Origin of the sequence: Streptomyces sp. NPDC015130, assembly GCF_043080005.1 — a bacterium.
In the GTDB taxonomy this organism is placed as follows: domain Bacteria; phylum Actinomycetota; class Actinomycetes; order Streptomycetales; family Streptomycetaceae; genus Streptomyces.
Genome location: NZ_JBIBVC010000003.1, coordinates 399,454 through 424,593, shown reverse-complemented (window position 1 = coordinate 424,593; position 25,140 = coordinate 399,454). Strand labels below are relative to the sequence as shown.

Here is a 25,140-nt window from a genome sequence, read left to right as displayed (position 1 = left end):
GGGCCGGGGTGGCGGGCAGGCACCGCTTCCGCCCGGCCCTTCCGCCCGGCCCGCCTGAGGCGGGGCCGGCGGAGGCGAGGCCGACGCAGGCGGGGCCGGCGGGCCGACGTCCGGCCGCCGGGAGTCGGCCGCCGGGCCCCCGTCAGGTCTGTGACGAGCCTCGGAGCGCTCGGTCGAGGCCGTCCTGCGGGAGGCCCGTGAGGGCGCGCAGGAAGATCTCCTCGTAGGCGGGCTCGCCGATCGTGGCGCGGGCCGTGTCGGTGTACTTCTCGTGGAGCGCGCGCAGCCCGGGCAGGCCGCGCCGGGGCTGGCCGGTGGAGCGCCAGTACGCCTCCCCCGTGCCGGAGACGTCGGCCGCCCGCTCGCCTTCGCCCGCGGCCGCGAGGGCCGTGGCGAGGACGTCGAGGCCGAGCGCGACGCCCAGGCTCGCGCCGAGCCTGCGGGTGCCTTCGAGCATGGCGCGGGCGTGTCCGGCGGCGGCCGCCGGCTCGCCCTGCAGGAGGCCGGTGAGGGCGAACTGGTACTCCAGGACGGTACGGATCCAGTGCTCGTCGAGCTGCTCGCACAGAGCCCGCAGCTCCAGGGCCCGCTCGCGGGCCTCGGCGATCCGGCCGAGGCCGGTGAGGGCGAAGACCCGGACGAGCCCGCAGCGGAGCCGGGCGGCGGAGTCGGCCGGTCCGCCGGGCACGGCGGCGAGGACGTGGTCCACGACGACGAAGGCGGCCATGGGGCGGCCGGTCGTCAGGGCGAGGAGCCCGGCGAGGGCGGCGGCGTCCAGGGTGAGGTCGCCCGGCCGGGGCCGGGCCTCGGCGTACGGATCGGGGCGGGCGTCCGGGCCGGGCGTCTCGGCCCGCTCCGCCTCCAGGGCCTCCTCGTACTCCGTGTGGCGGGCCTCCCGGGCGCAGCGTTCGCTGACCTCCTGGGCCGGGCCGAACTCGCCCTGGAGGACGAGGGTCACGCCGAGCGCCCAGAGGGCGCGGGCCCGGGCGCGGCCGCGCGAGCCGCTGAGGAGCAGGGCCTGTTCGAGGCCGTCGCGGGCCTCCCGGAGGCGGCCGCGGCAGGACCAGGCGAAGGCGACGGAGCCGACGAGGTCGAGGGCCGCGTCGGGGTCGGTGCGCAGCAGCCGGTCGAGGGCGGTGCGGAGGTCGGTGTGGTGGGCGTCGACGCTGCGGTACCAGCGGAGCTGGCGGGTGCCGAGCCATTCGGTGTCCGCGCGGCGGGCGAGGCCGCGGAAGTGGGCGGCGTGCCGGTCGGCGACGGCCCCGGTCTCCCCGGTCCTCTCCAGCCAGGTCGCCCCGTACGCGCGGAGGGTGTCGAGCATGCGGTGGCGGCCGGCGGCGTCGGGCGGGCGGACCACGGAGGAGCGGACGAGTCCGTCGAGGGCCTCGGGCAGGGTCGCGGGGGTCAGCGGGCCGCCGGAGCACACGGCGAGGGCGGACGCGAGGTCGAAGGGGCCGCGGAAGACGGAGAGGCGGGCCCAGAGGAGGCGTTCGAGCGGGGCGCACAGCTCGTGGCTCCAGCCGATGGCGGCGCGCAGGGTCTGGTGCCGGCTCGGCCACACCCGCTCGGTGTGGGCGAGCAGGTCGAAGCGGGCTCCCGGCGGGGTGTCGAGGCGGGTGCCGAGCTGGTCGCGGACGGCCTCGGCGCCCTGGAGGCGGATCTGTGCGGCGGCCAGCTCCAGGGCGAGGGGGATGCCTTCGAGGCGTACGCAGATCTCCCCGGCGGGTCCAGCGGCGGGGAAGTCCTCCCCGGCGGCCCGTCGGAGCAGCTCCAGGGCGTCCCGGCCCGCGGGCGGCAGCGGGTCGAGGGCGATGATCCGTTCGCCCTCGACGCCGAGGGGGCGGCGGCTGGTGGCGAGGACGGTGAGTCCGGGGGCGGCGGCGAGCAGGTCGGCGACGAGCCGGGCGCAGGGTTCGGCGAGGTGTTCGCAGGAGTCGAGGACGAGGAGCAGGCGGTCCTCGGCGAGCCTGCGGCAGAGTGCGGTGCTCGCCATGCCGGGGGTGTGGTCGGAGAGGTCGACGGAGTCGGCGACGAGCGCGACGAGGAGCCGGTCGCCGTCGAGGGGGGTCAGGTCGGTCCACCAGGCGCCGTCCGGGAACCGGTCGGCGACGCGGTGCGCGGAGCGCAGCGCGAGCCGGGTCTTGCCGACGCCGCCGACGCCGGTCACGGTGACGAGGCGGTGCTCCGCCAACGCGGCGGATATTCGGCCCAGTTCCGTGCGGCGCCCCACGAACCCAGGGTTCTCGTCCGGAAGATGTCCACGCACGGAAGCAGTGTCCCTCATGTCGGGCTCGAACGGACCCGCTGAGCCGCTTCGTTACGCATCTTATCCGACAGTCGGCCGTCATCCCCGGTCACACCCGGTCGTTCCGCACCGGTCCACCGTCGTTCCGCCCTCATTTCACCGTCACCTCCACCGAGTGCCATCCCTGGGCCCCGTCGGGCATCGTGTCGGTGCGCCGCTCGGGCTGGGTGGCGCCGGTGCCGTCGGTGGCGCGGACGGTGAGGGTGTGGCGGCCGGGGGTGGCCGCCCAGGGGTACGTCCACTGGCGCCAGGTGTCGGGGCTGTCCTCGGCGGCGAGCCGGGCGTCCCGCCAGGGGCCCTCGTCGATCCGTACCTCGACGCGGGCGATGCCGCGGTGCTGTGCCCAGGCCACTCCCGCGATCATGACGGTGCCGGCGGCGGGCCGGGCGAGGGGGCGTGGGGTGTCGATGCGGGACTGGGTCTTGACGGGTGCCTCGGCGGCCCAGCCGCGCGGCACCCAGTAGGCGTCGTAGGCGTCGAAGGTGGTGAGCTCGATCGAGGTGATCCACTTGCAGGCGGAGACGTACCCGTACAGGCCGGGGACGAGCATGCGAACGGGGAAGCCGTGGGTGAAGGGCAGGGGTTCGCCGTTCATCCCGAAGGCGAGGAGGGCGTCCCGGCCGTCCATGACGGCCTCGACGGGGGTGCCGAGGGTCATGCCGTCGACGGAGCGGGCGACGAGCTGGTCGGCGGGACCGCCCTCGGACGGTGGCCGGACGCCCGCCTCGCGGAGCAGGTCGGCGAGGGACACGCCGAGCCAGCGGGCGTTGCCGACGTAGGGGCCGCCGACCTCGTTGGAGACGCAGGCGAGGGTGATGTCCCGCTCCACGACCCGCCGGGCCATGAGCTCCCGCAGGGTGAGCGCGCGTTCCTCGCGCACGCCGCTGCCGTGGAGGCGCAGGCGCCACCCGTCGGCGTCGATCCTGGGGACGACGAGCGCGGTGTCGACGCGGTAGAAGTCGCGGTTGGGGGTGAAGAAGGGGCCGATGCCGGGGACCCGGAGCTGGACGCCGGCGGGCACGGTCGGGGCGGGGGACGCGGGTGGGGGCAGGCGGAGCGCGGCCCGGGAGGCGGTCGCGCCCTCCTCGGCGGGTGAACCGACGGCCCTGCCGAGCGCGGCGGCGCCGGTCGCGGCAAGCCCGGAGGACGCGGCCACGACCAGGAAGTTCCGTCGGTCGGCGCGGGCGCCCGCCGAATCGCCGTGGGCCCGCCGGGCGAAGAGGAGGCCGATCAGGCCGTAGAGCAGGATCGCGCCCGCGACGGCACCCACCAGCGAGGGCACGGCGTCGAGGGCGGAGTCCGAGTCGGGGCGGCTGACGGCGGCCAGGGCGCCGAGGACGCCGAAGGCGCCGACCGCCGCCGAGCCGAGCAGGCGGTGGCGCAGGGCGAGGAGGCCGATGCCGACGGCGAGGAGCCCGAGGATCACCAGGATGCCGAGCTGGAGGACGGCCTTGTCGCTCTCGCCGAAGACGCGGATGGCCCACTCCTTGACGGCCGCCGGGGTCCGGTCGACGACGGCGCCGCCGACGGCGGGGACGGGGCTCGCCCCGGGCCGTACCCAGTGGGCGGCGATGTCCGCCACGGCCAGCGAGACGTATCCGGCGAGCAGGCCGCCGACGGCGGCGAGGAGTCGGTCCGTGCGGGTCGGCTCGGGTGGTGGCTCGGAGAGGGTCATGCTCCTCCATTCGGCATCGGCGGCGCTGCGGATGGGCCGGTTCACCTGGAAGGGGGACGGCTGTGCGGTGGCTTCGGCGCCACCCGTGGAGCTGCCGGACCGGCCCCCTTCTATAGGCTGATCGTGTGGCCAGTACAGAGGAAACCGAGACCGGTGGAGCGGCGCCCGGGGGCGCGCCGGGTGACGCACAGAGTTTCGCCCGCGCCCTGCGGCGGGCGAACGGCGAGATCAACCGGCTGGTCCACGGCTTCGCGGCCGCGCAGGGACTGCACCCCACGGACGTCCAGGCGCTCTCGGTCGTCCTGGACAGCCCGGATCCGCTGACGCCGGGCCGGCTGAGGGAGCACCTGGGGCTGACCTCGGGCGCGGTCACGGCCTGTCTCGATCGGCTGGAGCGGGCGGGGCACATCCGCCGTTCCCGGGAGAGCGCCGACCGCAGGGTCGTGCACGTGCACTACGTGGAAGGTGCGCGGGCCGCCGCGCGCAGCTACTTCATGCCGCTGGCTCAGGCGGCGGAGCGAGCCCGGCTGCGGTTCGACGCGGAGGAGCTCGCCGCGGCCGTGCGGTTCCTGGACGCGTTGAACGAGGAGCTCGGCGACCTGCACGTCCCCCGCCGCTGAGCCGAACGCCGGGCGGCCACCGTGGGTGAGGGCCGTCACCGGCGGTGGCGGCCCTCACCCACGGTGGCGGCCTTCACCGGCGGTGCGGTCGGAACGCGTACCCGTCGGGGCGTACGAGGAGGGCGGAGCGTACTGCCGGGTCGGTCCAGGTGGCCCGTATGACGCGGGCCGGAGTGGTCGGGGCGGTCGCGGGGTCGGGTCGCGCGCCCTCGGGGGCGACCAGGACGAACTCGCCCTCGCGCAGCAGCTCGTACAGCCTTCCCTCGCGGAGCTTCAGATCGGGGACGCGGCGGGTGTTCCGGCCGTAGGAGATGCCGAGCCCGCTGATCATGCCCATCGCCTTGGCCGAGGCGGCGGGAACGGCTGAGAGGGCCCGCGCGGCGAGCGACCGGACGGCGCGCTGGAGCGAGCTGTGGGCCATGGCGAGGCGGACGATGGCTCCGCTGCTGCGGAGCACCATGGCGCCGACGGGGTGGCGCTCGGAGTGGTAGCTGTCGAGGAGGGCCTCGGGGTCGGGGGCGTCGCCGCGCAGGACGGCGACGAGCTTCCAGGAGAGGTTCGCCGCGTCCTGGAGACCGGTGTTCATGCCCTGACCGCCGGCCGGGGAGTGGACGTGGGCGGCGTCTCCGGCCAGGAAGACACGGCCGGCGCGGTAGGCCGGGACCTGGCGCTCGTCGCTGTGGAAGCGGGAGATCCAGCGGGCGTCGTGCATCCCGTAGTCGCTGCCGAGTGCGCGGCGCGCGATGGCGCGGACCTCGTCGAGGTCGACGGGCTCGCTGTCGGGGACCTGGTGGGTGCGGTCCCAGCCCATCACGCGGTACCAGCCGTCCCCGAAGGGGGCGACGAAGGCGAAGGCGTCCCCCGTGCCGTTGACCGTGAGCAGCCCTTCGGGCTTCTCGGCGAGCCGGACGTCCGCGAGGACGATGGACCGGATCACCGAGTCCCCGGGGAAGGGCAGCCCGAGGGCCGTCCGCACGGCGCTGCGCACGCCGTCGGTGCCGACGAGGTAGCGGGCGCGGAGGGTGGTGGGGGTGCCGTCGGGGCCGGTGAGCTCCGCGACGGCGTGCTCGGCGTCCTGGCTCAGTCCCCGCAGTTCCGTTCCGTACCGGAAGTCCACGCCCGCGGCCTCCGCGCGCTCTTCGAGGAGCCGCTCGACCTCGTACTGGGGGGTGATGAGCAGGTACGGGAAGCGGGAGCGGAGCCGGCCGAGGTCGAGGCTGAGGCGGCGGAAGAGCCGCAGTTCGGTGATGGGCGTCCCGGTGGCGACCAGCTCGTCGGCGAGCCCGCGGGCGTCGAGCTGCTCCAGGGTGCGGGCATGGACTCCGAAGGCGCGGGTCATGTTGCTGATGCCGTGCGGGCGGCGCTCGACGAGGGTGACGCGCAGGCCGGCGGCGGCGAGGTCGCCGGCGAGCAGCATTCCGGTGGGTCCGGCACCCACGACGATGACATCCGTGTCCAGGTTGTTCATGATTCTCCCCTGCCCGTCCGTCGTACCCACGATCGTTGGCCAACACCTGTGGGCCAACGCTTGTGGGCAAATGTAGCCCCGCCCGCATTGGACTGTCAACAGGTGTTGGCATACGGTTGTTGGCATGACGACCGCACGCCGCTCCGACGCCACCCGCGCCGCGATCCTCGAAGCCGCCCGCGAACGCTTCGCCTCGGACGGGTACGAGCGCGCCACCATCCGGGCCATCGCCCGCGACGCCGCCATCGACCCCTCGATGGTGATGCGCTACTACGGCAACAAGGAAGGGCTGTTCGCCGCCGCCTCCGAGATCGACCTGGCCCTTCCCGAGCTCGGCGCCCTGCCGTCCCGGCACATCGGCCCCGTCCTCGTCACGCACTTCCTCGACCGGTGGGAACGCGACGACGTGCTCACCGGCATGCTGAGGGTGGGCGTCACCAACAGCGCCGGCGCCGAGCGGATGCGCGCCGTCTTCGCCGCGCAGCTCGGACCCGTCGCCCGCGGAGTCTGCCCCGACCCCGCGGAAGCGCCCCGCCGGGCGGCGCTCGTCGCCTCGCAGATCCTCGGGATGGCACTCGCCCGCTACGTGCTCCGGCTGCCGCCCGCGGTGGAGATGTCCAGGGACGAGGTCGTCGCCTGGCTCGGGCCGACCGTGCAGCGCTACCTGACGGACCCGGCGCCCTGAGGTCACTTCGTCCCGTCGGTCGGACCCATGTGTTCGCCCGGCGTGGCCAGTTCCTCCACCGCTCCGGCCTCGACGATCGCGCCCGTGGACCTCTTGCCGCGCCGCAGCCGGGCCTCGAGCCAGGAGGCGAAGGTGGTGAGCGCGAAGTTGAGGACGACGAAGATCACGGCGACGACGGTGAAGCAGGCGATCGTGTTGGCACCGTAGTTCGCACTCATCGGACGTACGGAGGCGAGGAGTTCGGAGAAGCCGAGCATCGCGCCGCCGAGCGCGGTGTCCTTGACGATGACGACGAGCTGGCTGACCAGGGCGGGCAGCATGGCGGTGACCGCCTGTGGGAGCAGTACGTACGCCATGGTCTGGCCCTTGCGCATGCCGATCGCCTTCGCCGCGTCGGTCTGCCCGCTCGGCAGGGCGAGGATGCCGGCGCGGACGACCTCGGCCAGCACGGAGGCGTTGTAGAGGACGAGGCCGGTGACGACCGCGTACAGGGGGCGGGTGTCCGGGCTGATGTCGGTGAACTCGGCGTACGCGGCGTTGGCGAAGAGCATGAGGATCAGGACGGGGATGGCCCGGAAGAACTCGACGACCGTGCCGGCCGCGCCGCGCACCCAGCGGTGGTCGGAGAGCCGCAGGATGCCGAGGAAGGCGCCGAGCGGCAGCGCGATCACCATGGCGAGGGCCGCGGCGATCACGGTGTTCTTCAGGGCGGGCAGGATGTACGTCTCCCAGACGCGGGCGTCGGTGAAGAAGGGCGCCCACTTGTCCCATTCGAGCTGGTTCTTCTCGGCGAGGCTCGCCACCACCCACCACACCACGGCGGCGAGCGCGACCAGGAACAGCAGCGTCCAGAGGAGGTTGCGCCGGCGGGCGCGCGGTCCGGGGACGTCGTAGAGGACCGTGGGCTTGGTCTTCATCGCTTCACCGCCACCTTCTTGGCCACCCAGCCGAGGAACAGCCCGGTGGGCAGGGTGAGGCAGAGGAAGCCGACGGCGAAGATCACGGAGATGAGGATGAGCTGGGCCTCGTTCTCGATCATCTCGCGCATGAGCAGGGCTGCTTCGGCGACGCCGATCGCGGCGGCCACGGTGGTGTTCTTGGTGAGGGCGATGAGGACGTTGGCGAGCGGGCCGACGACGGAGCGGAAGGCCTGCGGGAGCACGATGATGCGCAGGACCTGCGGAAAGCTGAGTCCGATGGCGCGGGCCGCCTCGACCTGGCCGAGGGGGACGGTGTTGATGCCGGAGCGGAGGGCCTCGCAGACGAAGGCGCTCGTGTAGGCGGTGAGGCCGAGGACGGCGAGCCGGAAGTTGATCGTGGTGAACCTGTCCGCGCCGAGGCTCACCCCGAGTGTCTGGAAGAGGCCGAGCGAGGTGAAGACGATGATGACGGTGAGGGGGATGTTCCGCACCACGTTGACGTAGACGGTGCCGAAGCCCCGCATCAGGGGGACCGGGCTGACGCGCATGGCGGCCAGCAGGGTCCCCCAGATCAGGGAGCCGATGGCGGAGTAGACGGTGAGCTGCACCGTCACCCAGAAGGCTCCGAGCAGGTCGTACCCCTGGAGGAAGTCGAACACGACGGCCCGCTCACTCGACGATGACGCCGATCTTCGGCGCGGGTTCGTTCTGGTAGCCGGCAGGCCCGAGGTTCTTCTTCACCGCGGCCTCCCAGGCGCCGTCGGCGACCATCTTCTCCAGAGCGGCGTTGATCTCGGCCTTGAGTTCGCTGCCCTTCTGGACGCCGATGCCGTAGTTCTCGTTGCTCATCTTGAAGCCGCCGAGCTTGAACTTGCCCTTGAACTCGGGCTGTGACGCGTACCCGGCGAGGATCGAGTCGTCGGTGGTGACGGCGTCGATCACCCCGTTCTCCAGGCCGGTCAGGCATTCGGAGTAGCCGCCGTACTCCTGGAGCTGGGCGTCGGGGGCGATCTCGTCCTTGACGTTCTGCGCGGAGGTCGAGCCGGTGACCGAGCAGAGCTTCTTGTTGTTCAGGTCGGAAGGCTGCTTGATCGAGTCGTCGTCGGCGCGGATCAGTACGTCCTGGTGGGCCAGGAGGTAGGGGCCGGCGAAGTCGACCTTCTCCGCGCGCTCGTCGTTGATCGAGTACGAGGCCGCGATGAAGTCCACGTCACCGCGCTGGAGCAGCGTCTCCCGGTCGGCGCTCTTGGCCTCCTTCCACACGATGTCGCCCGGTTCGTGGCCGAGTTCCTTGGCGATGTACGTCGCCACGTCGACGTCGAGGCCCGTATAGGTGCCGTCCGGGGTCTTGAGGCCGATGCCGGGCTGGTCGTACTTGATGCCGATGGTGATCTCGTCCTCGCCGTGGCCGCGGGAGACGTCGCCGGACGCTCCGGAGGCCAGTCCCGCCGATGTGAAGGAGAGGACGACGGCCGCTGCGACGGCCACGGTGGTCCTGCCGGTCCTGTGGACGTTCATGTGGATCACCCCTGGGGGCTGCTGATCGGGCGGCGTCCGGGCTCAGTGGTGGAGGATCTTGGACAGGAAGTCCTTGGCCCGTTCGCTGCGCGGATTGCTGAAGAACTCGTCCGGGGTCGTCTCCTCGACGATCTTTCCGTCGGACATGAAGACGACCCGGTTGGCGGCGGAGCGGGCGAAGCCCATCTCGTGGGTGACGACCACCATCGTCATGCCGTCCCGGGCGAGTTGCTGCATGACCTCCAGGACCTCGTTGATCATCTCGGGGTCGAGTGCGGAGGTCGGCTCGTCGAAGAGCATCACCTTCGGTTCCATGGCGAGGGCGCGGGCGATCGCCACGCGCTGCTGCTGACCGCCGGAGAGCTGCGCCGGGTACTTGTCCGCCTGGGAGGCGACCCCGACGCGTTCGAGCAGCGTGCGGGCCCGCTGCTCGGCGGCCTTCCGGTCCTTCTTGCGGACCTTGATCTGGCCCAGGGTGACGTTGTCGAGCACCGTCTTGTGGGCGAAGAGGTTGAAGGACTGGAAGACCATGCCGACGTCGGCCCGCAGGGCCGCCAGTTCGCGGCCCTCGGCCGGGAGCGGACGGCCGTCGATGACGATCTCGCCCGCGTCGATGGTCTCCAGGCGGTTGATCGCCCGGCAGAGCGTCGACTTCCCCGAGCCGGACGGCCCGATGACGACGACCACCTCGCCCCGGTGGATCGTCAGGTCGATGGACTGGAGGACGTGCAGGGCGCCGAAGTACTTGTCCACCTCGCGCAGCACGACGAGCGCGTCGCCGCCTTCCGGGACGGGCATGGCACCCTCCAGGGTCACGCCCCCCGCTCGCCGTCTCCCCTTCACGTTCATGCTCCGCCCTCCGCCGGGCCCGCGCACGCCGGAGGGGGTGCACGGAGGGTGAGCGGGCGCACCGCCGTGTGACCCCCGGCCGGGGGTCGGGGGTCACACGGAGAGCGGCGGCCGGGCCGGGCCGTCAGGCGCCGGTCTCGCGCACCGCCAGCTCGATGAGGTCGCAGACCTCGATGGGCCGGGAAGCGAGGGAGGCGTGACTCGCGTCGAGCTCGATGGTCTTGCGCGGGTTCATCCGCGCGGCCATGCGGCGCTCGTTGTCCGGGTGGATCATGCGGTCCTCGGCGGAGACCTGGTAATAGGTGGGCTTGGCCCGCCAGGCCGGGGCGGTGACGTTGTCGCCGAAGGTGGACGCGAGCGGCGCCTTCTGGGTGACGGCCATGACCAGGGCCTCTTCCCGCGTCAGGTCCTGGGCGAAGCTGTCGTGGAACGTGTCCTGCTTGATCCAGAGGTAGCCGTCGGAGTCGGGGGCGATGTTCTCGAAGGCGGCGGGCGGATGTTCCTGGCTGATCTGTCCGGGGCTCTCCCCCGCGTCGGGGGCGAACGCGGCGATGTAGACGAGGCCGGTGACGTTCGGCAGATCGCCCGCCTCGGTGATGACGGCGCCGCCGTACGAGTGGCCGACGAGCACCACGGGGCCGTCGACCTGCCCGACCATCTTCCGGGTGCGCTCGGCGTCGTCGGCGAGCGAGGTGAGCGGGTTCTCGACGGCATGGAGCCGGTCGTGACCGCGTCGGTGGAGTTCGACGATCACCTTCGACCAGTGGGCGGCGCCGCCCCAGAATCCGTGGACGAGGACGATCGCGGGCTTGTCTGCCATGGGTTTCGGTCCCGATCTGTACGAGGGATGGTTCCCGCCCCCTGGTCCCGCCCCGTCTCCCCGCGGCCACGCTACGTGCGCGGTGGTGGCTCCGCACGTCCGGTCGGGCGCGCGTCGGCCCGGCCTGTCGGACACTGGGGGTGGGAGCCGAGCGTCGGAGGAGGGTCCGCCATGACCAGTGCCGCGCCCAAGGTCAGCACGTTGCCGCCGGAGCACCGGGAGCGGCTGATGGCCTTCGCCGAGAACGTGTACTTCGAGTCCGGTCACCGGCTGTTCGAGGAGCAGCAGCACGCCGACCGGTTCTGGATCGTGAAGACGGGCGCCGTGACGCTCGACGCCAAGGTGCCGGGCCGGGGGGCGCCGGTGATCGAGACCCTGCGCCACGGCGAGCTGGTCGGCCTGTCCTGGATGTTCCCGCCGTACCTGTGCCAGTCGGGGGCCGAGGCGATGACGCCGGTGCGGGCGTACGAGTTCGACGCCGCGGCCGTTCGGTCGATGTGCCGGGCGGACACGGAGTTCGGTGCCTCGGTCGTCTTCTGGGTGGGGTCGATCCTGGCCCATCGCCTGAACGTGACCCGGGTCCGGCTCCTGGACCTGTACGCCCCGCACGGCAGCGGCATCTTCGCGTGAGCCGTGAGCCGTGAGCCATGAGCCGGGGCCGTGGGCCGTGAGCCCCGCCCTCGTGTGAGCCCCGCCCTTCGCCGTGCGGCGGCGGGCGGGGCCCACGGTCGGATCGGGGTCAGTTCACGAAGACGGAGGGGCTCCCGGCCTGGCTGACGTCCTGGACGGGGCCGTACTTCGCCGTGAACCAGCCGCTGGCCGGACAGGTGCCGGGGCCGCTGGCCTTGGTGAACAGCTGGTCGGTGAAGGTCAGCGAGTTGTCGGTGTTGGAGGGGGTGGCCGTGAGGCTGCCGGCCCGGTAGACGCAGGTCATCAGGCCGAGGATGCTGTTGATCTTCAGGGTGGTCTGGATCGGGCCCGCGGCGCCCGCCGTGACGGTGAGCGAGCCGCCGGAGACGACGGCCGTGCTGTACGGCAGGTTGTTGACGGTGATGCTCTGGACGCCCGTCGCCCCGACGATGTTGGTGGTGCAGCTGCTGAGCGTGTGGGCCGTGACGGTCTCGGTGGCGGTGCCGGGAGCGGTGGGGTTGCCGGTGACGGTGGCGGTGAACGCCGAGGTGTTGCAGGTGATGCCGGAGCTGCCGCCCTGAGTGGTGGCGATCCGGGCCTTGGTGCCGGTGGAGAGCGAGGCGGACAGGACGTCGCCGACCGCGACGGCGGTGCCCGCGGCGGAGCCGGTGGTGAGGACGTTGCCGGCGGTGGCTCCGAGGGCGCCGGCCTGGGTGGTCGCGGCGAGCGTGGCCGAGACGGCGAGGCCGACGGCGGCGAGGAGAGCGTGCTTGCGCATGGGGATGCTTCCTTCCGTACGGAGGTGGGTGGGGACGGCGGTGCGTACGGAGCGAGGTGCGGGCGCTGCCGGAACGGTCCGGCGCCACGGATGACGTCCGGCAGCGGTGTGGGGAGAGCGGTGCTGGGGACAGCTTCTGAAGTGGGGTGCTGGAGCGGTGCGGGGAGCGTGATACTCGGTGCCGTGCGCGGTGGGGACGCGTCCCGTCCCTCGGGGAGCGGCTCCACCGAACACCTGAGAACACCCGATGACACTCGGCGCACCGAGAGGAAAACCCACGAGGGTTGTAATCCTGCCGAGTATGTGACGTCAACAAGCCCGGAAGGCTGTGGCCGATGACGAGTGCCCGCGAGGCGGAGGAGGGGCTCGTCCTGCCGGGGTCCCGCTCGGGCCGTGAACCGGGGCGGTCCCTGCGCCCCGGGCCGCGCCGGCTGAGCCCCGAGCAGGTGGCCTCCCGGCAGCGGGAGCGGCTGCTCGACGGGGTGGCCCGGACGGTCGCGGAGAACGGCTACGCGGGTGCGCGCATCAGCGACATCTGCCGGGAGGCCGGGGTGACCCGACCGGTCTTCTACGAGCTGTTCTCCGGCAAGGAGGACGCCGTCGTCGCCGCCTACCGGGGCGGTACGGAGCTGGTGGTGCGGGCCATGGGGCGGGCGTACGAGGAGGCGGGCGGCGCGGCGGACTGGCCGGCCTCGGTACGGGCCGGGCTGCGGGTGCTCCTCACCCTGCTCACCGAGAACCCGGCCTTCGCCGCGATGGTGGTCGAGATCGAGTCGGTGGGGCCCGCGGGGCGCGGGGCCCGTGCGGAACTTCTGGCCAGTTTTCGACGGTTCTTCGCGGACGCGCCGGCGGGGCCGCCGTGGGTGGCGCGGGCCGAGCTGGTGGACATGGTGGTGGGCGCCGTCCACGCGGCGGTGCACCGCGCGGTCGACGAGGGGCGGTTCACCGATCTTCCTCCGCTGCTCGACACGCTGGTGCATGTCGTGGTGGCCCCGTTCGGCACCGAATGATCGATCGCGGAGAGCTCAACGGGCAGGACATGCACGGTAGTTGACCCCGGGTAACCGCAAGCCTTACTGTCCGGTAGGTTCCCTGCGGCACGTCTGCCTCCGCACGTGAGGAAGACCCGGGCAGCTCGGGGAACCGTCCGCGCCAGGACGCCGCCGCGCAGGTCCGTTTCCTCACCCATGTCAGGAGCGCCTCATGGCCATGTCCGAAAACACCCAGGACACCACCCACTCCCCGTTACCCGACGACCGGTCCGGCAGACGCGGCCGGGTCCGGTTCCGCCGCGCGGCCCTGATGGGCGGCCCCGCCCTGGCCGCCGCCGCCACGCTCGTGGTGCTGACCGCACAGGGCGCCCTCGCCGCCCAGTTCGCCATCTCGGGCATGCCGTTCACGGTCACCGCCGACAGCCTGGAGGGCCGGGGCTTCGGGCAGTTCGGCGGCCTCGACAACATGCCCGAGGGCAGCCCGAACGCCGGCGAGACCGGAGGCCAGATCCTGGTGATCGTCACCGCGATCCGCGAGGCCGAACTCACCAACCTCTGCCAGAGCGTGGAGCTGGGCGGCACCTTCCTGCACATCACGGCGGGCGCGAAGGGCACCCCCGTCAAGGCTTCCGGGCTCACCACCGACTCCACGGAGATCTCCGGCAAGGTCGCCGACTTCGACAACATCGAGATCGGCGGCGACGCGAGCACCTTCGACAAGCCCCCGGTCAAGGGGCCGCTGGGCGTCTTCGGCCAGCAGGCCGACACCGTCAGGATCAAGGACCTGCGGCAGACCAACTACGCCACGACCGCCGTCCGGTTCACCCTGCCCGACCTGAAGATGCGCTTCAGCTCGAAGGGCTGCTGAGCGTGGCGTCCGGCCGCCCCCGCCGCGCCTGGCGGGCCTTCCGGCTCTGGCGGTACCGCCGGCCGTTCGGCGCCGGTCTCACGCTCGCCCTGGGCGGCACGGAGATCCTGGTGTCCCAGCGGGCGAGCATCACGGTGATCCTCACGGCGGGGGCGGACAGCCTGGTGGGCTACGTCCTGCCCGTCCTCATGGTGATCTGCGGAGTGCTCGTCGTCCTCAACCCGCGCCAGCGGCTCTTCTACTCGGTCGTCGGCGTCCTGGCCTCCCTGGGCAGCTGGGTGACCTCCAATCTGGGCGGGTTCGTCATCGGCATGCTGCTGGGTCTCGTCGGCAGCTCGCTCGCCTTCGGCTGGCTGCCCGACCGTCCCCGGCGCCGCTCCTGGCGCCGGAGCCGACGGGAGGCGCGGGCCGAGGCGGAGGCGGCCGGGAAGGACACGGCGGCGAGCGCCGGGGCCATGGCCGGACCCGCGCCGGAGCCGGGGCCCGTCGCCTGACCTGGCAGTACGGGCGGCTCCGGCGCCCCTCCACCGGCCGACGGTACGGTGGAGGGGCACCACCGACCCACCCGTACGGACGGACCGGCGACGAGCGGCGAGGCACGCATGACCGACCCGATGACGGCACGCGAGGCGATCGCGCTCGTCACCGACGACTTCACCGAACTCCCCTTCTCCGAGGGGCCCTTGGCCGGAGACGGGCCGATCGGCTGGCCGGGCTACTCCGCCGCGCACGGCCGTGCCGCGGAGCGCTCCGGCGAGACCGAGTCGGTGATCTGCGGTACGGGCGTGATCGGCGGCGTCCCGGTGGTGCTGCTGTCCTTCGAGTTCCGCTTCCTCGGCGGCTCCATCGGCGAGCGGACCGGGGCGCGGGCCGCCGCCGCGCACCGGCTCGCGCGCGAGCGGCGGCTGCCCGTGGTCGTGCTCCCCGCCACCGGGGGGAGCCGGATGCACGAGGGCATGCGCGCCCTCCTCCAACTCCAGGTGATCGCCCAGGAGTCGGCTCTCACCCGGGCGGCAGGCCTGCCCCAGGTCGCGGTCCTGCGGGACCCGACGACCGGCGGCGGCTGGGCCACCCTCGGCGCGGGCTCCGACGTCGTGCTCGCCCTGCCGGGCGCCCAGGTCGGCTTCGCGGGCTCGCGGGTGCGCCCGGCGGACGCCGACCCCGCCGCCTACACGGCGGAGGCCCAGCTCGCCCACGGTCACCTCGACGCCGTCGTCCCGCCGGGCGAGCTGCGCGCCGTGCTCGGCCGCTGGCTGACGCTCCTCACGCGCCCGGCCGAGGGCCCGGTCCCGCCCCCGTACGCCCTCGGGCCCGGCGTCGGCCACCGCACCGGCACCGGCACCGGCACACACCCCGGCACCGACACCCGCACCGTTTCGCCCGTCGGGTCCGGCCGGGAGGCCGTGGCCCGCGCCCGGCACCCCGACCGCCCCCGGGCACCCGCCTACCTCGACGCCCACTTCACGCACCGCGCCGAGATCTCCGGCGACCGCTGCGGAGGCACCGACCCCGGCATGCGGTGCGGCTTCGGGCAGGGCCCCGACGGCCGGACCGTCGCCTACGCCGCCCAGTGCGGCACCGCCACCCGGCCCGCCGGCTTCCGTACCGCGACCCGGCTCGTCCGCCTCGCCGACCGCCTCGGCATCCCGGTCCTCACCCTCGTCGACACGCCCGGCGCCGCCAACGACCCCCAGGCCGAGCGGGACGGCGCGGGCCCCGCCATCGCCGGCCTCTTCGAGGCCGTCGCCACGGCCGGGGTCCCGCTGACGACCCTCCTCGTCGGCGAAGGCGGTTCGGGCGGCGCCCTCGCCCTCGCCGCCCCCGGCAACACCTGGGCGACCCCGGACAGCTACTTCTCCGTCATCGCCCCGGAGCTCGCCGCGGCGATCCTCAAGCGGACCCCCGAGGAAGCGGACACCACCGCCGACCGGCTCCGGCTGCGCCCGCGGGACCTCCTCGCCCTCGGCGCCGTCCGGGGCATCGTCGACGGCCCCCCGCCCTCCTGACGGGCTGTGCTTTAATCGGACCGTGGCGCGTGGCGTCGGCCAAAGAGCAGTGGGCCGGCCGGCAGTCGGGCGACCACCTGACCCGGTGCACTCACGCGAGGCATTCCCGCGTGAGGCATCCGTCCTTTCACGCACACCGTGACCGGCCGCCTCCGGCGCGCCCCCTCACGGCACACCCAGGGCCGTCACGCCCTCACGGAGATCGCCTCATCATGCCCACATCCTTCAACCAGTCCGTCATCGACGAGTTCCGCGCGAACAGCGGGAAGGTCGGCGGCTACTTCGAGGGCAGCGACCTGCTGCTCCTCACCACCACCGGCGCGCACTCCGGAGTCCCGCGCACCGTCCCCCTCGGGTACGTCCGCCACGGCGACCTGCTGATGGTCGTCGGCTCGAACCTCGGGTCCGACCGGCACCCCGACTGGTTCCACAACCTGATGGCCCACCCGCAGGTCCGGGTGGAGCTCGGCGCCGAGGAGTTCGAGGCGCTCGCCGTCCCGGCCGAAGGCGCCCGCCGGGACCGGCTGTTCGCGCACGTCGTGAGCGCCGAGCCCGGCTACGGCGAGTACCAGCGCAACACCGCGCGAATCCTGCCGGTCGTGGTCCTGGAACCCGACACGACCTCCGCTGACGAAGGCCTCGCCGAGGTCACGAACCTCGCCGACAAGCTCATGGAGGTCCACGTCTGGCTCCGCGTACAGCTGGGCCGGGTACGGGAGGAGGTCGACGCGCACTTCGCCGCGCGGGCGGCGCACCAGGGGCCGGGCGAGCCGCCGTCGCCCGGGCTCGGCCTTCAGATCCGGCAGCGGTGCCTCGCCTTCTGCCAGTCGCTGGAGTTCCACCACACCACCGAGGACGCCCATCTGTTCCCCGGGATCGAGGCCCATCACCCTCACCTCGCCGAGGTCTTCGAGCGGCTCCGTACCGAACACCGCACCGTCGCCCGCCTCCAGCGGGAGCTGGGCGGGCACCTCGGCGACATCGCCGGCGCGGACCCCGGCGCGTTCCGGGCCGAGCTGGAGCGGATGTCGACCGAGCTCTCGACCCATCTCGCCTACGAGGAGGAGATGCTGCTGCCGCTCCTCGCGGAGATCCCCTTCCCGCCGGTCCGCCCCGCCCCCTGATCGGTCCCGCGCCTCCCCGGTGCGATTTTTCCCGAGTCTTGTCCGGGCTCTTGCCGTCCCCTGTACGGGGGTTGGGCGGGCCGACGCGAGAGTGACACCACCCGAACCGGTCCGCGTTCGGGTCACGTCCACTCCCCGCAGGAGCCCTGATGACGCCCACGCCCCGTATCCGCGCCGCCCTCGCCGCCTCGCTCGCCGTGGCGACACTCGGCACCTTCGCCGCCGGGGTCGGCGTGGCCGGGGAGGAGGAGGACGGCAGGCAGCACGGCCGGGCCGGCGAGCGGGAGATCGCCGCGCTCTTCGACGGGTGGAACGCGGCGCTCCTGACCGGCGACCCGGAGAAGGTGGCCGCCCGGTACGCCGAGGACGCCGTGCTGCTGCCGACCGCCTCCTCCCGGATCCGCACCGACCAGGAAGGGATCACCGACTACTTCGCGCACTTCCTCCAGAAGAAGCCGCGGGGCGAGAAGCTGCGCTCCGTGATACACGTCCTGGACCGGAACTCGGCGCTCGACGCCGGGCTCTACCGCTTCCACCTCACCGACCCGCGGACCGGTGTGACCAAGGCGGTCGACGCCCGCTACACCTACCAGTACGAGAAGCGCGACGGCCGGTGGCTGATCGTCAACCACCACTCCTCGGTGGTCCCGGCCGAGAGCTGATCCGCCGGGGCCCCTCGGGCGCCGTCCGCAGCCCTATCCGCACGCACAGGCCGCCGCCGGGCGCGTCCCGCAGGGCGACCCGGCCGCCGTCGTCCGTCACCAGCCGCTTGACGATGGCCAGGCCGAGACCGGAGCCCGTACGGCCGGTCAGGCCCTGCCCGCGCCAGAACCGGTCGAAGGCGCGGGCCTGTTCGGCGGGGGACATGCCGGGGCCCTGGTCGAGGACCTCCAGGACCGCCTCCTCCGGGCCGCGCGTCTCCACCCGTACGGTGATCGTCCCCCGGTCCGGGGAGACCTCCAGGGCGTTGGAGAGGACGTTGTCGAGGACCTGGTCCAGGTTGCCGGGCCCGGCGAGCACCCGGGGCCCTTCCTCGGCCGTCCCGGTGAGGGCGATCCTCACCCCCCGCTCGTCGGCGGCGGGCCGCCACACGTTCAGCCGGTCCTCGACGAGCTCGCGCAGCGCGAGCGGCTCGGGCGCGGCCACCTTGGCCTCGGCCCTGGCCAGCACCAGCAGGCCGCTCACCAGCCGGCTCATCCGGACGACCTCGGCGGTCGCCTGGTCCACGTCCTCCCGTACGAAGTCGTCGTCGACGCCGTCCGCGATGTTGTCGAGCGCGAGCCGCAGCGCGGTGAGCGGGGTACGCAGCTGGTGCGAGGCGTCCGCGACGAAGATGCGCTGCGCGGCGACCAGGGTGTCGAGGCGTTCGGCACCCTGGTTGAGGGTCCGGGCCAGGGTCCGCGTCTCGCTCGGCCCCGTGACGGGCGAGCGGGCCGTCAGGTCGCCGTCGCCGAACCGGGCCGCCATGTCGTTGAGTTGGCGCAGCGGTTTGGTGAGCAGCCGGGCCACGACGGCGCCGAGGCCGGCCGCGACCGCGAGGACGCCGATCGCGAGGATCGCCCGGAAGCCCCAGATGCGCCAGAGCCGGTCGGAGAGGTCGGCGGTCGCGTAGCGGATGCGCACGGCGCCGACGATCCGTTCCTCCTCGCCCGTCGGTCCCCGCACCGCGGGCCGGCCCTCGTACACGGGCACGGTGAGCACCAGCTCGGGGCCCCAGACGAGCCGGGAGCCCCAGTCGACGGTGGTCACCCCGCGCCGGAGGGCCTCGCCGATCGCCCGGTCGTCGGCCGGGTTCTCCGGCAGCGGCAGCGGTGGCACCGCGCTCCTGCCGTCGGCCGCAACGACCTCCACCGTGCCCGGTGTCTCGTCCGCGTACGCCCCCGCCATCCTGGCCAGTGCCTGCCGGGCGGGCTCGTCGCCGTCGCCGAGGAGCAGCGCCATGGTGGTCGCCTCGCGCCGTACGGACTCCTCGGTGTCTCCGCGGAGTTGGGCGGTGAGCGTGAAGGCGACGGGCACGGTGAAGGCGGCGAGCGCCACGCCGACGAGTGCGACGTAGCTGACGATCAGCCGTCTGATCACGTGCCGTCCTCCGGGGTCGCGGGCCCGTCGGCCGGCGCGTCCGGTGCGACGACGAGCCGGAACCCCACGCCGCGCACCGCCTCGACGGTCACGGCACCGGCCAACTTCCGTCGCAGCGACGCCACATGGACGTCCAGTGTCTTGGTCGGCCCGAACCAGTTGGCGTCCCAGACGGCCTCCATGATCTGCTCGCGCGACATCAGCGCGCCCGGCTCCTCCGTGAGGAACGCCAGCAGGTCGTACTCCTTCGGGGTGAGCGCCACCTCGGCGCCGTCCAGCCGCACCCGGCCGGCCTTGCGGTCGAGGCTGAGCCGGGCTCCGTAACTCTGGGGCCCCGACGGCCGGTTCTCGGGTCGGGCGCGCCGCAGCACGGCGCGGATCCGGGCGATCACCTCGCGGACCCCGAAGGGCTTGGACACGTAGTCGTCGGCACCGATCTCCAGGCCGACGACCCGGTCCGTCTCGTCACTGCGGGCGCTGATCACGATGATCGGCACGTCGCCCCGGAGCCGCAACGCCCGGCAGACGTCCAGCCCGTCGGTGTCGGGCAGTCCGAGATCGAGGAGGACGAGGTCGTAGGGGGTGGTGACGGCGAGCCCCGCGGCTCCCGTGGTCACCCACTCCACCTCGAACCCGTAGCGCAGCAACCCGCGCCGCAGGGACTCCGCGATCGGTTCGTCGTCTTCCACCAGAAGTACACGCACGGGGAAACCCTAGTTCGGGTTCCGTTCGTCGGTTCACCCGTGGGCGGCCGCGAGGCGGCGGGCGGCCCGCGCTCAGTAGTAGCGGCGCATGATCTCGTCGGCCCACGCCGGCTGGGTGGTCGGTCCCTGGGGGCCGAACTCGGCCATGTACGGCTTGATGTCGAGGACGGGCGTGCCGTGGACGGCGTCCAGGCCGCGCACGTGGAGGTCGAGGCCGTCGGTGCGGATGAGCCGGCAGCGCGAGACGCCGAGGCGGTTGGGGCGGTTCTTGCCGCGCTGGGCGAAGATCCCGACCAGCGGCCATTCCGTGTTGCCGCGCGGGTGGCGGGCGCCGGTCTGCACGGCCTCGGGCCGCACCCGGTCGAAGTGGTAGACGACCTCCAGGTGCGAGAAGGCGTCGAGCCCGGCCAGCGCCTCGGGGCCGAAGGCCTCCGCGTCCAGCCGGACCACCGACTCGACGTCGCCCCACTCGTCGTCGCGCACCTCTTCCCGGCCGCCGACGACGTGGCCCACGGGGTACGCGACGACCGTCGCCGGGGTGCCCTGTTCCTCTGCCATGCGCTGCCTCACTCCTCGCCGGGGGACGTTCGTCCGTACATGATCAAGAGCGTACTCCCCCTCGGCCGCGGACGGCCGTGCTTCGCTCAGAGTCCCGGCCCGTACCCCGGATCGGGGCCCTGCTTCGGGTGCCAGACCGCGTCGAGACCCCGGAGCGCGAGCGCGGCGACGGCGAGGCAGACGAGTGCCGCGGCCCACGGGCGCAGGTGCCGGGTGGCCGCCGCCCAGGTCAGGGGCGGGAGGGCGAAGCCGCCGAGGAGGATCAGCGGCACGTCGACGAGGACCACGCTCCAGTCGGTGTCCTGCCCCTCGAAGCCGCCCTGGTAGCTGTACTCGGCGCGGGGCAGGGCGAAGGCCGCCGCGGCCACGACTCCGGCGAGGGCGAGCACACAGCCGACGCTGCTCAGCAACAGCTCGCCCTGTTCGGCGTCCGCACTCTTCTCGCTGTCCTCGCCCTGTTCGCCGTCCCCACTCCGTTCGCTGCCCTCGTCCGGCTCGCCGTCCCCTTCGGGCCACTCGGCCCCGGCCCTCTCCGGCCGTCCCCCGTCGCTCATGTCGGGTACGGACGCGGAGCGGCGCCCCACGGTTCCTCCTCCGTCACCTTCCCGGCTTCGGGGCGCGGCGGCGCAGGTCCTCGGCCGCCCGCCCCGTGTCCCGGGCGGCCTCGCCGTGGCCCCGCTTCCGCAGGTACCAGGCGAGCCAGGCCAGGGACTCGGCGAGCGCGGCGACGTCGTTGCTCGGGTGGATCCCGTCCAGGGACCGCAGCAGCCGGACGGCCTCCGCCGTGGGGCGCGCGACCTCGTCGGACCGCTCGACGCGGGCCAGCCGCAGCGCGAGGTTGGACAGGGCGTGGACGAGGCCGTCGACGTGCGCCTCCGGGGCGCGCCGGTGCAGGCGCCGGTGGAGGTCGACCGCCTGTTCCGTGACGGCGAGCGCCTCCTCGTGCCGGTCGCTGTCGGTGAGCCGGATGCCCAGGTTGTTCGAGGCCCGGGCCAGCTCCCCCTCGTACGCCTCCGGGTCGGTGTGGGCGAGCTGCCGGTAGAGCGCCACGGCCTCCGTGGCGGGCGCGACGGCGTCGCGGTGACGCCCGAGGACCGCGAGCCGGCTGCCCAGGCTGTCCGCGGCCTCGGCGAGCAGGGGCCGAAGGGTGTCAGGTGCGGCGAAGAGGTGGCGCCGGCAGAGGTGGACGGCCTCGTCGGCGGCCTCCAGCGCCTCGGCCCGCCGGCCGGCCCAGGCACGGGCGAGCCCGAGGTTGTGCAGCGTCCGGGCCAGGGCGACGACGCTCGCGGTGCCACCGGCGGCGGCCGCCGGGCGGGCGAGTGCGGCGGCTTCGGTGAGGGCGTCCGCGGCGAGGTCCGGCCGGCCGGAGTCCGCCAGGGCCAGGCCGTGGGCGTTCAGCCGGTCGATCTCGTCGAGCGGATCGGTTCCCTCGGCTCCGGCCGGCCGGACCGCGCCGTCCCGGGTGACCCGGTAGCCGTGGCCCGCGATCAGGTGGTCGAGGAAGGCCACGGCCCTGGGCTCGCGCGCGGTGATCTCGGCGCGGAGCCCGGCCACTTCCGCGAAGTAGGGCCGGGCCTCCTCGGTGCGCCCGAGGCCGGTGAGGGTGCGGGCGGCAGCGAAGGAGACCGACGCGTGCTCGGCGAGCTCCCCCGTGCCCGTCCGGGTACCACGGCCGGACGCCCCGCTCTCGCGGTACGTGCCGACCGCCGCCCGCAGCGCGTCGAGGGCCTCGGTCCGGCGGCCCATCTCCCCCAGCTTGATGCCGAGGTCCCCGAGGGCGGAGGCGAGCTCCCGGCGGCCCGCTCCGCTCGCCGGGTCGACGAGCGAGCGCCGAATCTCCACGGCTTCGGTGATCCGGTCGAGGGCCTCGTGGTGGCGTCCGGTCTCGGCGAGCTGGTTGCCGAGGTTCACCAGGGCGGCGGCGAGTTCGGCGCGGGCGCCCTCGACGCCGCGCTCCACGATCCGGTGCCAGAGCCCGACGGCTTCGCGCGCCGGCGCACGTGCCTCCTCGCGCCGTCCGACGAGGCCGAGGGCGAGGGCCTGCCGGTGCGTGGCGACGGCGAGGCCGACGAGCGGGCCGTCCGTTCCGTCGCCGGCCGTTCCGCGGTAGAGCCGGGCCGACTCGCCGAGGACGCCGATCGACTCCTCGTGGCGGTCCGGGTCGCCCGCGAGGAGGGATCCCAGCACCAGGAGGGCGTGGGCGAGTTCGGGCCTGCGGGCGGGGTCGGCGGACGCCGCCTCCCGCAGCGCGGCGACGGTCCGCTCCGCCTCGCCCGTCGCGTCCGGCCCCGCACCGGTCCCCGGTGCCTCCCCGTCCCCGTACGGCATGACGCTCCCCCTTGTCCGGAAGGATGGGAGGGCCACGATCCCCGACGCCCGTGAATTCCCGATGAACCGGGCGGGCGCCAGGGGGTGTCAGTCGCTCACCGGGTGAGGACGATCGCCGTGATCACCAGTCCGCCCCGGGCGATCCAGCGCCCGGTGAAGTGCCCGCGCGGGACGCCGTCGACCGTCGGACCGGGCACGAGCAGCCGGGCGTCGAACGAACCTGCCTGTCCTTCCCCGTCGTCCGGGGTGAACTCGAGCACCGCCTCGTCGAAGTCCAGCTCGCGCCCGGTCAGCGGGTACCAGGTCTTGAAGACGCTCTCCTTGGCGCTGAAGAGGAGCTTCTCCCAGGCGATCCCCGGCCTCCGGGCCTCCAGCGCGGCCAGGTGACGGCGCTCCTCGGGCAGTGAGACCACCGCGAGGACGCCGTCCGGCAGAGGTCCGGCCGGCTCGGCGTCTATGCCGAGCGACACGACGTCCGCCGTGCTCGCCACCGCGGCGGCCCGGTAGCCCTCGCAGTGGGTCATGCTTCCCGTGATCCCCGCGGGCCACCGGGGCTCCCCGCGCGGGCCCGGTGTCAGGGGTCCCTCGGGCACCCCGAACCGGGCCAGCGCGCGCCGTGCGCAGAGCCGGACGGTGGCGAACTCCTGCTGCCGCCGTTCGACCGAGTTGACGACGAGCGCCGTCTCCTCGGGGAAGAGCGTGACCGGTTCGGAGTCGTCGAGACGCCAGGCCGTGGCGACCGATCCGGGCACGAGCTCGCCGATCATGCTGTTCCCTCCGCGTACGGGGTGATCACGGGATGGTGGCGGGACCGGACCGTCAGGCCGGGTTCTTCACGTCCGCGACGTAGGTCGCGCCGCCGAGGCAGTCGCGGACGGTGTAGCGGGGCGCTGCCGAGCCGGTCCACCGGAGGAAGCCGGTGGCGCCGGTCGCGGACGTCATGTCGATGAATCGGCATCCGTCGTAGATCAGCTTCCCGGCGGTGGTGGCGGCGCTGCCGGTGGCGACCTGGTGCGAGCCCATCAGCGCGCAGTCGGTGTAGCGGACCGTCGGGCCGCGGTCGCCGTTGGCGTTGAAGGCGTAGGTGTGCGTCACGGCGTCCGGCGCCCAGGACTTGAAGCTCAGCGCGGTGTCGTCGCAGGACACGAAGCTGATGCTGCCCTTGTACCAGCGGGAGTCGATCACCTTGTGGCCGAGGCCGCGCAGCTCGAAGCGGATGCCCTCGGCGTAGAGGCGCATCGTGGAGTCGGCCCGGGTGGGGGCGTCGGAACCGAGCTGGAAGAAGGTGCCGTCGGAGGCGGCGTCCGTGAGGATGTAGGAACCGCCGACGAAGTTCATCGAGCCGCCGCGGTTGTTCTTCACGAACACGCCGGACTGGTACTCGACCTTGCAGTCGCGGAACCAGTAGTTGAGGAACTGGTCCTGCTGGGTCGCGGCCGGGTTCATCCCCATGACGAGGAACGCGTCGGAGTAGGAGCCGCCGACCTGGCAACGGTCCCAGCCCATCTCGCTGTTCAGGTTGGAGGTGGTGGCCGGGCCGTCGAGGCCGATGCCGCGCTTCCAGGCACCACGCCACTCGACGTCGGTGTACCAGGTGTCCTGGACGCCGTAGGCGGCCGAGGAGTAGGCGTAGCAGAAGCTCGACGTGGCGTTCTCGCTGGTGAAGGTCAGCCCGGAGATCCGGATGTTCTTGTAGCGCTGGTAGTTGGTCCACAGCGTGGTGTCGTCCGCGGTCGGCGCGTACACGATGCGGGAGAGGCGCTTGCCGTAGCCGGTGATCGAGATGCCGTCGACGATGCCGCCGCCGCCCTCGCCGTTGACGTTGGGCAGGAGCGAGTCGGGCTGGGTCAGCAGGTAGGTGCCCGGCGGGATGACCAGGACCTTCTTCGGGACGGCGCCCGAGATCGGGTCCGGCTGGAAGGAGGCGAGCACCTCGGCGGCGGCGGCGCGGAAGGCGGCGTCGCTGGCGGTGGCACCCGTCGGGTCCGCGCCCTTGCTGATCACGTCGACGCTGTACGGGTCGTCGCCGCCGCCGGCCGCGTACGCCGGGCTTCCGCCCAGCGCCACGACGCCCGCCGCGCCGGCGCCGGCCGTGGCCATTCCGCGTATGAGCGACCGTCGGTCCATGTTCCCGGTCATTCGTTTCCCCCCATATTCATGATCATGAAACAGACGGGACATACGATCACGACTCAGGCGCGGAATCAAGACCG

At 73.4% G+C, this 25,140-nt stretch carries 25 protein-coding genes; 9 read left to right on the top strand and 16 right to left on the bottom strand.

All coding sequences use genetic code 11. The features are described 5' to 3' along the window. Positions 1-142: 142 nt before the first annotated feature. Complete coding sequence (locus tag ACF08F_RS08015; RefSeq protein ID WP_392297643.1) at positions 143-2,284, bottom strand: ATP-binding protein; 2,142 nt, start codon at positions 2,282-2,284, stop codon at positions 143-145. Between the two features lie 112 nt (positions 2,285-2,396). Further along, a complete protein-coding gene (locus ACF08F_RS08010) occupies positions 2,397-3,980 on the bottom strand; it encodes a molybdopterin-dependent oxidoreductase (protein ID WP_392297642.1) in 1,584 nt (527 codons plus the stop codon). Between the two features lie 125 nt (positions 3,981-4,105). On the opposite strand from ACF08F_RS08010, the gene ACF08F_RS08005 reads away from it, so the two are divergent. Continuing rightward, positions 4,106-4,600 (top strand): MarR family winged helix-turn-helix transcriptional regulator, encoded by a 495-nt coding sequence (locus ACF08F_RS08005; protein ID WP_392297641.1) that lies wholly within the window; start codon positions 4,106-4,108, stop codon positions 4,598-4,600. Between the two features lie 73 nt (positions 4,601-4,673). Here ACF08F_RS08005 and ACF08F_RS08000 read toward each other — a convergent pair whose 3' ends face one another. Then, on the bottom strand, positions 4,674-6,068 hold the full coding sequence (locus tag ACF08F_RS08000; RefSeq protein ID WP_392297640.1) for an FAD-dependent monooxygenase: 1,395 nt from the start codon (positions 6,066-6,068) through the stop codon (positions 4,674-4,676). Positions 6,069-6,192: 124 nt separating this feature from the next. On the opposite strand from ACF08F_RS08000, the gene ACF08F_RS07995 reads away from it, so the two are divergent. Beyond that, positions 6,193-6,753: a TetR family transcriptional regulator gene (locus ACF08F_RS07995; RefSeq protein ID WP_392297639.1), complete on the top strand. Its 561-nt coding sequence runs from the start codon at positions 6,193-6,195 to the stop codon at positions 6,751-6,753. Between the two features lie 2 nt (positions 6,754-6,755). Here ACF08F_RS07995 and ACF08F_RS07990 read toward each other — a convergent pair whose 3' ends face one another. The 5 genes from ACF08F_RS07990 to ACF08F_RS07970 form a co-directional block, all read right to left on the bottom strand. Further along, positions 6,756-7,670 (bottom strand): amino acid ABC transporter permease, encoded by a 915-nt coding sequence (locus tag ACF08F_RS07990; RefSeq protein WP_392297638.1) that lies wholly within the window; start codon positions 7,668-7,670, stop codon positions 6,756-6,758. Next, positions 7,667-8,332, bottom strand: a complete 666-nt coding sequence (locus ACF08F_RS07985) for an amino acid ABC transporter permease (protein WP_392297637.1) — start codon at positions 8,330-8,332, stop codon at positions 7,667-7,669. The genes ACF08F_RS07990 and ACF08F_RS07985 overlap by 4 nt, the downstream gene beginning before the upstream one ends. 10 nt (positions 8,333-8,342) lie before the next feature. Beyond that, on the bottom strand, positions 8,343-9,191 hold the full coding sequence (locus tag ACF08F_RS07980; RefSeq protein WP_392297636.1) for a glutamate ABC transporter substrate-binding protein: 849 nt from the start codon (positions 9,189-9,191) through the stop codon (positions 8,343-8,345). Positions 9,192-9,233: 42 nt separating this feature from the next. After that, entirely contained in the window at positions 9,234-9,989 is a 756-nt protein-coding gene (locus tag ACF08F_RS07975; RefSeq protein WP_392297635.1) for an amino acid ABC transporter ATP-binding protein, read from the bottom strand. A gap of 175 nt (positions 9,990-10,164) precedes the next feature. Continuing rightward, positions 10,165-10,860, bottom strand: coding sequence for an alpha/beta hydrolase (locus ACF08F_RS07970; RefSeq protein ID WP_392297634.1), 696 nt, complete (start codon positions 10,858-10,860; stop codon positions 10,165-10,167). Positions 10,861-11,031: 171 nt separating this feature from the next. Between ACF08F_RS07970 and ACF08F_RS07965 the strand changes: the two genes are divergently transcribed. After that, on the top strand, positions 11,032-11,490 hold the full coding sequence (locus ACF08F_RS07965; RefSeq protein ID WP_392297633.1) for a Crp/Fnr family transcriptional regulator: 459 nt from the start codon (positions 11,032-11,034) through the stop codon (positions 11,488-11,490). Positions 11,491-11,599: 109 nt separating this feature from the next. On the opposite strand, the gene ACF08F_RS07960 is transcribed toward ACF08F_RS07965, so the two are convergent. Beyond that, positions 11,600-12,268: a Tat pathway signal sequence domain protein gene (locus ACF08F_RS07960; protein WP_392297632.1), complete on the bottom strand. Its 669-nt coding sequence runs from the start codon at positions 12,266-12,268 to the stop codon at positions 11,600-11,602. Between the two features lie 335 nt (positions 12,269-12,603). On the opposite strand from ACF08F_RS07960, the gene ACF08F_RS07955 reads away from it, so the two are divergent. The 6 genes from ACF08F_RS07955 to ACF08F_RS07930 all read left to right on the top strand — a co-directional run bounded on the left by ACF08F_RS07955 (position 12,604) and on the right by ACF08F_RS07930 (position 17,920). Next, positions 12,604-13,278: a TetR/AcrR family transcriptional regulator gene (locus ACF08F_RS07955; RefSeq protein WP_392297631.1), complete on the top strand. Its 675-nt coding sequence runs from the start codon at positions 12,604-12,606 to the stop codon at positions 13,276-13,278. 193 nt (positions 13,279-13,471) lie between these two features. Further along, the gene (locus ACF08F_RS07950) at positions 13,472-14,128 is read left to right on the top strand and encodes a DUF6230 family protein (RefSeq protein ID WP_392297630.1); all 657 of its coding nucleotides are present in this window, start codon (positions 13,472-13,474) and stop codon (positions 14,126-14,128) included. 2 nt (positions 14,129-14,130) lie between these two features. After that, positions 14,131-14,622, top strand: coding sequence for a DUF6114 domain-containing protein (locus tag ACF08F_RS07945; protein ID WP_392297629.1), 492 nt, complete (start codon positions 14,131-14,133; stop codon positions 14,620-14,622). Positions 14,623-14,730: 108 nt separating this feature from the next. Continuing rightward, positions 14,731-16,134 carry a carboxyl transferase domain-containing protein gene (locus tag ACF08F_RS07940; RefSeq protein ID WP_392297628.1) on the top strand — a complete coding sequence of 468 codons (1,404 nt, stop codon included), beginning with the start codon at positions 14,731-14,733 and terminating at the stop codon, positions 16,132-16,134. Between the two features lie 212 nt (positions 16,135-16,346). After that, entirely contained in the window at positions 16,347-17,258 is a 912-nt protein-coding gene (locus ACF08F_RS07935; protein ID WP_392297627.1) for a nitroreductase/quinone reductase family protein, read from the top strand. 149 nt (positions 17,259-17,407) lie between these two features. Then, positions 17,408-17,920: an SgcJ/EcaC family oxidoreductase gene (locus ACF08F_RS07930; RefSeq protein ID WP_392297626.1), complete on the top strand. Its 513-nt coding sequence runs from the start codon at positions 17,408-17,410 to the stop codon at positions 17,918-17,920. On the opposite strand, the gene ACF08F_RS07925 is transcribed toward ACF08F_RS07930, so the two are convergent. From ACF08F_RS07925 to ACF08F_RS07895, 7 genes are all read right to left on the bottom strand, one after another. Continuing rightward, positions 17,883-19,337 (bottom strand): ATP-binding protein, encoded by a 1,455-nt coding sequence (locus tag ACF08F_RS07925; RefSeq protein ID WP_392297625.1) that lies wholly within the window; start codon positions 19,335-19,337, stop codon positions 17,883-17,885. The genes ACF08F_RS07930 and ACF08F_RS07925 overlap by 38 nt on opposite strands. Next, positions 19,334-20,041: a response regulator transcription factor gene (locus ACF08F_RS07920; RefSeq protein ID WP_392297624.1), complete on the bottom strand. Its 708-nt coding sequence runs from the start codon at positions 20,039-20,041 to the stop codon at positions 19,334-19,336. The genes ACF08F_RS07925 and ACF08F_RS07920 overlap by 4 nt, the downstream gene beginning before the upstream one ends. Positions 20,042-20,113: 72 nt before the next feature. Further along, on the bottom strand, positions 20,114-20,599 hold the full coding sequence (locus ACF08F_RS07915) for an SAM-dependent methyltransferase (RefSeq protein WP_392297623.1): 486 nt from the start codon (positions 20,597-20,599) through the stop codon (positions 20,114-20,116). 86 nt (positions 20,600-20,685) lie between these two features. Continuing rightward, on the bottom strand, positions 20,686-21,183 hold the full coding sequence (locus ACF08F_RS07910; protein ID WP_392297622.1) for a hypothetical protein: 498 nt from the start codon (positions 21,181-21,183) through the stop codon (positions 20,686-20,688). A 13-nt stretch (positions 21,184-21,196) separates the two neighbouring features. Continuing rightward, the gene (locus ACF08F_RS07905) at positions 21,197-22,927 is read right to left on the bottom strand and encodes a tetratricopeptide repeat protein (protein ID WP_392297621.1); all 1,731 of its coding nucleotides are present in this window, start codon (positions 22,925-22,927) and stop codon (positions 21,197-21,199) included. Positions 22,928-23,022: 95 nt separating this feature from the next. Next, positions 23,023-23,694: a 4'-phosphopantetheinyl transferase gene (locus ACF08F_RS07900; RefSeq protein ID WP_392297620.1), complete on the bottom strand. Its 672-nt coding sequence runs from the start codon at positions 23,692-23,694 to the stop codon at positions 23,023-23,025. Positions 23,695-23,746: 52 nt separating this feature from the next. Beyond that, positions 23,747-25,027 (bottom strand): hypothetical protein, encoded by a 1,281-nt coding sequence (locus tag ACF08F_RS07895; RefSeq protein WP_392297619.1) that lies wholly within the window; start codon positions 25,025-25,027, stop codon positions 23,747-23,749. Positions 25,028-25,140: the final 113 nt, after the last annotated feature.

Bases quoted from the DNA above. Each gene is read 5' to 3' on its own strand.
- ACF08F_RS08015 (WP_392297643.1), bottom strand. From the start codon at position 2,284: ATGAGGGACACTGCTTCCGTGCGTGGACATCTTCCGGACGAGAACCCT.
- ACF08F_RS08010 (WP_392297642.1), bottom strand. From the start codon at position 3,980: ATGACCCTCTCCGAGCCACCACCCGAGCCGACCCGCACGGACCGACTC.
- ACF08F_RS08000 (WP_392297640.1), bottom strand. From the start codon at position 6,068: ATGAACAACCTGGACACGGATGTCATCGTCGTGGGTGCCGGACCCACC.
- ACF08F_RS07995 (WP_392297639.1), top strand. From the start codon at position 6,193: ATGACGACCGCACGCCGCTCCGACGCCACCCGCGCCGCGATCCTCGAA.
- ACF08F_RS07990 (WP_392297638.1), bottom strand. From the start codon at position 7,670: ATGAAGACCAAGCCCACGGTCCTCTACGACGTCCCCGGACCGCGCGCC.
- ACF08F_RS07980 (WP_392297636.1), bottom strand. From the start codon at position 9,191: ATGAACGTCCACAGGACCGGCAGGACCACCGTGGCCGTCGCAGCGGCC.
- ACF08F_RS07975 (WP_392297635.1), bottom strand. From the start codon at position 9,989: ATGCCCGTCCCGGAAGGCGGCGACGCGCTCGTCGTGCTGCGCGAGGTG.
- ACF08F_RS07970 (WP_392297634.1), bottom strand. From the start codon at position 10,860: ATGGCAGACAAGCCCGCGATCGTCCTCGTCCACGGATTCTGGGGCGGC.
- ACF08F_RS07965 (WP_392297633.1), top strand. From the start codon at position 11,032: ATGACCAGTGCCGCGCCCAAGGTCAGCACGTTGCCGCCGGAGCACCGG.
- ACF08F_RS07960 (WP_392297632.1), bottom strand. From the start codon at position 12,268: ATGCGCAAGCACGCTCTCCTCGCCGCCGTCGGCCTCGCCGTCTCGGCC.
- ACF08F_RS07955 (WP_392297631.1), top strand. From the start codon at position 12,604: ATGACGAGTGCCCGCGAGGCGGAGGAGGGGCTCGTCCTGCCGGGGTCC.
- ACF08F_RS07950 (WP_392297630.1), top strand. From the start codon at position 13,472: ATGGCCATGTCCGAAAACACCCAGGACACCACCCACTCCCCGTTACCC.
- ACF08F_RS07940 (WP_392297628.1), top strand. From the start codon at position 14,731: ATGACCGACCCGATGACGGCACGCGAGGCGATCGCGCTCGTCACCGAC.
- ACF08F_RS07935 (WP_392297627.1), top strand. From the start codon at position 16,347: ATGCCCACATCCTTCAACCAGTCCGTCATCGACGAGTTCCGCGCGAAC.
- ACF08F_RS07930 (WP_392297626.1), top strand. From the start codon at position 17,408: ATGACGCCCACGCCCCGTATCCGCGCCGCCCTCGCCGCCTCGCTCGCC.
- ACF08F_RS07915 (WP_392297623.1), bottom strand. From the start codon at position 20,599: ATGGCAGAGGAACAGGGCACCCCGGCGACGGTCGTCGCGTACCCCGTG.
- ACF08F_RS07905 (WP_392297621.1), bottom strand. From the start codon at position 22,927: ATGCCGTACGGGGACGGGGAGGCACCGGGGACCGGTGCGGGGCCGGAC.
- ACF08F_RS07900 (WP_392297620.1), bottom strand. From the start codon at position 23,694: ATGATCGGCGAGCTCGTGCCCGGATCGGTCGCCACGGCCTGGCGTCTC.
- ACF08F_RS07895 (WP_392297619.1), bottom strand. From the start codon at position 25,027: ATGGCCACGGCCGGCGCCGGCGCGGCGGGCGTCGTGGCGCTGGGCGGA.